Consider the following 5,942-nt stretch of genomic DNA (forward strand, 5'->3'; position numbering starts at 1 on the left):
CATATTATTACCGTTCAAACCGAACATAATGCGGTTCTCGACCCCTGTGCCTACTTAGAAACCTTGGGATTTGAAATCACCTATTTGCCGGTTCAACCCGATGGATTGCTGGATTTATCCGAGTTAGAAACTGCCTGTCGTCCTGATACGGTGTTGGTGTCAGTAATGGCGGCAAATAATGAAATTGGCGTTTTACAACCGTTGAAGGAAATAGGGTTAATCTGTAAAGAACGCGGGATTATTTTTCATACAGATGCCGCCCAAGCGATTGGTAAAATTCCCCTGGATGTGCAGGAGATGCAGGTGGATTTAATGTCATTAACGGCCCATAAAATATATGGACCAAAAGGAGTCGGTGCACTCTATGTTCGTCGTCGTCATCCTCGGGTAAAAATTGCGCCCCAGATTCATGGGGGAGGACATGAAAGAGGATTGCGATCGGGGACGCTGTATGTGCCTCAGATTGTGGGATTTGCCAAAGCGGTGGAGTTGGGATTGGCAGAAATGGAGTCAGAATGCGATCGCCTGATGACATTGCGTCAGCGGTTATGGGAGAAATTGCAATCTCTGGAATCAGTATTTCTGAATGGTCATCCCACCCAACGATTAGCCGGTAATCTAAATATAAGTGTAGCGGGAGTGGATGGTCAAGCGTTATTGCTGGGACTGCAATCGGTGATGGCGGTGTCATCGGGTTCCGCTTGTACTTCGGCTAAAATTGCGCCGTCTCATGTGTTGGAGGCAGTCGGGCGATCGCCGGAGTTGGCATTTGCTTCGGTGCGATTTGGCATCGGGCGATTTAATACGATTGAGGAGATTGATAGAGTGGCGCAACAGGCGATTACTACCATTGAATCGTTACGGAAAGTTCGGGGAGGATTGTTGAGGTAAGAGGGATAAACCACGGATTTCACGGATTTTCACTGAGGGATTTCATAGAAGGATTTTGGGGTTTGATTGGGGGAGATTGGGGGTTTTGTCGATTAGCAAATAGGTGTTCATTTGTCTTTTTACTTTGATGGTAATGGGTCCTCATTTTTGGACGGATTGCTGCATTTCTAGGGTCATTGTGCCGATCGCACCGGCGGAGTCAGGACGTTGTTCTGGTAATCCTCCGACAACCATGTTAGCATCGCCCAATGTCGGCAAATAAAATGGTGACATCGGGGAAATAGTCGGCGATCGCAGTTTGATTGTCTTTTAACCGTTTGGCGATCGCAAGGGGAAATATTGAGTAATAACTGTTCCGATTTTTCTGGTTCGTCTTGGAGTTCTACAGACGTTTGGGATTCAAGATGAATTGGCCTGTCACGCTCATAATTGACCCTTTTGGGGGAAGAAATTGCGGACCCGTCTTTGACTCTCGGGTTGGTCTGGAAATAGTCGGTTCTGGACTCTTTCAAGTTATATAGCTTGGACTATTCCACAACTGATTTAGGATTACTCTAGGTCAACCTGGATAATTCCCTCTAGCATTACCAAATAATTTGCGATCGCTCATTCACCACTTGATGATAAACTGCTTCGGTTTGTTGAGCCAATTTCGGCCAACTAAATCGCTGCTTTAAATCCGCGTAAGCATTATCAATTAACCACTGAACATACTCTGGATTTTTTAACACATCTAAAATTCCCCCAGCGAGGGAGTTGGGATTATTTGTCCAGGTGACGACGCCGGTTTTTGTATGTTGAACCACCTCCGGTAATCCTCCAGTATCGGAAACGACGACGGGAACCCTGGCGGCAAAACTTTCTAAGGCAACAATTCCAAAAGGTTCATAGAGACTGGGGAAAACGGCACAATCGGCGACGGTTTGAAATTTGTGTAGGTCATCCTCAAACATGAAGCCGGTAAAATAGCACTGAGGCCAGATATTTAAGGCAGAAGCTAATTGCTTGAGGTGGTCAGTGTTGCCACCGCCCACAATGGCAAATTTGACCAATCCTCCCATTTCTGAGAGGATTTTTGGTGCGGCTTTTAATAAGACTTCGACCCCTTTTTCATAGGTCATTCGACCGACATAGTAGACGATTTTTTCATTATCTTCTGCAAATTGACGGCGGAAGGTTTGGGCATCAAAATCCTGCCACCGGGGTTTTTTTTCGGCCCGGATGCCATTAAAAATGACGTTGATTTTATCCCAGGGACAGCCTAATGCCTGTTCAACTTCTCGACGCATATAGTCGCTACAGACGATGGTCCGCCAGGAGTTGTGCAATAAGTCTCCCTCTTTCTGGGCGATATACCTCTGGATTTCGTTATGAAGTCCGTTGTTTCGTCCATGTTCGGTGGCGTGGATGGTGGCAACGAGGGGAATTTTAAAATGGTGTTTGAGGGCGATCGCCGCATCAGCAACTAACCAATCATGGGCGTGAATCAGGTCGAAGGGTCCTTCTTCTAAAATCAATTTACCCCCATGACGTCCCATGCTTTCGTTCATGTTGGCCACCCAGTGGAAGAAGTCGTTTCCGTGTTCGACGGGGACCCGATGTACCTCAATCCCTTCAATTTGTTCATACATCGGTGCATTACCAAATTCCACGGTGACTAAATGGACGCAATGGCCCAATTTCACCAACTCCGGATACAATTCGGCAACGTGACGTGCAATACCCCCGACAATCCGGGGAGGAAACTCCCAAGTGAGTACCAGAATTTTCATGAACGCAGATTTAGACAAATTTAGGTTTGGATAGAACTAACATTTTTCCCCGTAAACAACAACCAGCGGAGTTTAAAAACCCGCTGGTTGTTGTTTACGGATCGGGTTTCAATAATGGCTCAATTTCTTGACGATACCTTTGCCATGCCGCTAATGCTGCTGAATTCGATGGGGTTTGTCGGCGCATTAAAATGACTCCCTGTTCAAATCCAATGATGCCATATTGGTCTGTGGTATGCAGTTGTTCGATAAAGGGGACTAAATCGCGAAATAGGGCGCGGTCATGTTTGAAGGCGGGGAGATATTGTTGGAGTTGCCACAAGTCGGCGATCGCATATTCGACGTTAACCTCTTCTCCTGCATCATTGCGGAACCGCAAAAACGGAAAGCGCAGAATTTCCGTTCTTCCGGAGAGGGAAGGCACTAAATAGGTGGTGGCGGAAACACTGGCATCCGGTGGAATCTGGGACATTAAGTTTCGGATATGTCCACTATGTTGCCACTGCTGCGGCAGGGAAACGTACACCCAGGGGTTGATTGAGTCGGGAATAATAAAATAAAAGGTGCGATTCGGGTTGGAGGTAAAGGTAAATAACAGGGATAATCCAATGCAAATAGTCCAAAAGCGCTGCATGGAAAGTTTTAGCAGTTTGGGATGGGTTTCCCACCAGTTGTCGGCTTTTTTGCGAAGGGGTTTGAGTAGGGCTCTGAGGCGATCGCCCCACAGAGACATCTGTTTCCTTAATCCTTTCACCTCCTGGATGTTGTCCGGTTCGACGGTGGGTTTATTCCACAATCCCTGGCGAATCACGTCCCGGACTGGGGTTTGCAGGGACTGTTGCCGGTAGGACCACCAGAGGATTGCGCCATAACACAGACCCGGGACCACTGTCATGGCATAGCGGATGTTAATGGATAGGGCGGTTTGACCTTGCTGCAAGAAAATCGCTAACAGGGGAAATCCGGCGATCGCCCAAGCGGCAGGGGAGAAAGCGGGAATAAAGGCCAACGGCAGCCATTGTCCCAGGAGATACTTAATTTTTCCCCCTATTGGCGTGATAATCTCCCAAATCACTAATCCCGGTTGGCTGATAAAGGCCCAGAGAATCTCCAAAGTAGTCGCTTCTTCTTTATCAACGTACTGCCCGAAGCGCTCAATGGTGAACCTGCGAGAAATATCGTCAGAAAATAGGGGCATGACCCAGTTGGTCAAGATGGCAATATAGGTGAAGCTGAGGGTACAAATGGCTAATCCGCTTTTGGGATAGCGTTTGCTGAGGATCATGTACACTCCGACGCCAAATAGGGAGATGCCGCCATCGGCCCGGACTGCGAGGATGCAGAGGGCGAGGGGCCAAAAGAGCCACCACCAACGTTTTTCCATTGCCAACAACAGACTGAAGACAAATAAGGGCATCTGGAAGTTGTCATGGAAATTGGAGAGGGTGGGACCGGCGATCGCATTGGCGGCATAATAGCTAACGGCAATCCAACTGGCGATCGCCGGTTGCAGATAGACTCGGGCGAGGAGGTAGAGTACCCCTCCGGCAGCGGTGACGAGGGTAACATGGAGGACGCTTAAGGTCACCGGAGACGGAAACAGACTGTAAATGGGCAGCCAGAGTAATAGGGCCGGGGTAAAATGTTGTCCGAGGCGGTGATAGGAAACGTCTGGGACTTCTCCACTATGGACGACATTGGTGGAAAGGCCCGATGAGAGGGAACTTTGAAACAAGCGCCCCTGGCTGCTATTCCAAAAGACTTGGTTGAAAATTCCCTGGTCAAAAGAGGCGTAAAAGGTGTAGTAGCGGTGGAGAGTGAAGACTATTGTCACCACAAAGAAGGCGATCGCAACTGTGACCACCAACCGCCCCCCTGATTTTTTCTGCAAGTTTGACAACATTCCTCGCTTAAGTCTTAAGAAAATGTTAAGGTTTGACAACTAACGTTCTGTTGCCTCAACAGGTTGAAAGTTGAGGTTCTATTGGGTGGGTTTAGACCAGTGAGGAGGCCCTAGTTCTTTTCCTTCTGGGCAGGCAAGTCGTGACGAGAGTCGAATCAATTCTACTCTTTCACGAATCGACCATAAACAGGATAATTTATAAATCTAAAAAAAAATAAAAGAATCACTAGGGCGATCGACTCACGGGTCTCCGACTCAAAATGAATGTTACTTTTTAGCCGCATTGCCACAAGGGGATTGCATGAGGGCAGTTCCGGAAAAAACCATGCATCAGAATGATGAAGCACCTTTAAAGCTTGTCCTATTTGTTGATAGGCGTCCAAAATCTAGCGAACAAATTCGGAGAATCCGCAGTTATTTTCAGAAACTGCGGACAGGTATCCCTTTTGACTTAGAGATCATTGACGTCAGCGAACAGCCTTATTTGGCTGAACAATTTAAACTTGTCGCGACTCCGGCTTTAATTAAACTCCACCCGGGACCCCGACAAGTTCTAGCCGGTAGCAATTTAGTAGCCGAACTCGATAAGTGGTGGGATCGCTGGCAAAAGTCGGTGGAGGAGTATCTCAGCAAGCAGGCATCAGAAGAAGCGATCGGGCATTATCCCAGGAAAAGTATCTCTTCTGAACTGGCACATTCGGCTGAATTAATGGAACTCTCCGATGAAATTTTTCGCCTCAAGCAGGAAAAAGAAGAACTACGAGACCAACTCCATTTTAAGGACCGCCTGATTGCCATGTTAGCCCATGAGTTGCGAAATCCTCTGACGGCAGCTTCCCTGGCTTTAGAAACCCTAGAAATCACTTACAAACCGGAAAAAGCTCTCAATCCCGAGGCAGCATCGGCACTCAGGGCAAGATTAATTTACCATGCTCGCACTCAAACCCGCCTCATCGATCGCATGATATCAGATATCCTTGTTGCTGCTCACAGCACAAATAGTGCAGAGTTTCACATTCATCCCCAGAAACTCAACCTCAAAACCCTGACTTTGAATATCCTGGAAAATTTCAAAGACCGCTTATTGGCAAAATCCCATACCCTAAAAACTGACATTCCTAACGATTTACCCTCGGTTTATGCCGATGGAGAACGGGTCCGCCAGGTGATTGTAAATCTTGTTGACAATGCCATTAAGTACACTCCCCAAGGCGGAAAAATTGAAGTTTGTATCTTGCACCGCACGACACAAGAGAAACACGGTAGGGCTGGTAGCCTCGCGTCTTTAGACCGAGGTGGAAAGCCCACACGAGCGGTTTTAACCGCCTACACTGTAGTCCAACCATGATGAGGGTCGTTAATGTAGCGCTCTATCG

5 protein-coding genes are annotated in these 5,942 nt (G+C 47.6%); 2 read left to right on the forward strand and 3 right to left on the reverse strand.

Features of this window, described 5'->3' with window-relative positions:
• Nucleotides 1-891: cysteine desulfurase family protein (locus tag J0895_RS01695; RefSeq protein WP_207086416.1), on the forward strand; the 891-nt coding region annotated here is incomplete at its 5' end.
• A 173-nt stretch (nt 892-1,064) separates the two neighbouring features.
• Here the strand turns inward: J0895_RS01695 and J0895_RS01700 are convergent.
• The 3 genes from J0895_RS01700 to J0895_RS01710 all read right to left on the reverse strand — a co-directional run bounded on the left by J0895_RS01700 (nt 1,065) and on the right by J0895_RS01710 (nt 4,566).
• Nucleotides 1,065-1,403 carry a hypothetical protein gene (locus J0895_RS01700; protein WP_207086417.1) on the reverse strand — a complete coding sequence of 113 codons (339 nt, stop codon included), beginning with the start codon at nt 1,401-1,403 and terminating at the stop codon, nt 1,065-1,067.
• 72 nt (nt 1,404-1,475) lie between these two features.
• Entirely contained in the window at nt 1,476-2,663 is a 1,188-nt protein-coding gene (locus tag J0895_RS01705) for a glycosyltransferase family 4 protein (RefSeq protein ID WP_207086418.1), read from the reverse strand.
• 94 nt (nt 2,664-2,757) lie between these two features.
• Entirely contained in the window at nt 2,758-4,566 is a 1,809-nt protein-coding gene (locus J0895_RS01710) for a DUF2079 domain-containing protein (RefSeq protein ID WP_207086419.1), read from the reverse strand.
• Nucleotides 4,567-4,891: 325 nt separating this feature from the next.
• On the opposite strand from J0895_RS01710, the gene J0895_RS01715 reads away from it, so the two are divergent.
• Entirely contained in the window at nt 4,892-5,914 is a 1,023-nt protein-coding gene (locus J0895_RS01715; protein WP_242540980.1) for a histidine kinase, read from the forward strand.
• Nucleotides 5,915-5,942 lie beyond the last annotated feature (28 nt).

The organism is Phormidium pseudopriestleyi FRX01, assembly GCF_017313335.1.
Lineage (GTDB): Bacteria > Cyanobacteriota > Cyanobacteriia > Cyanobacteriales > Laspinemataceae > Laspinema > Laspinema pseudopriestleyi.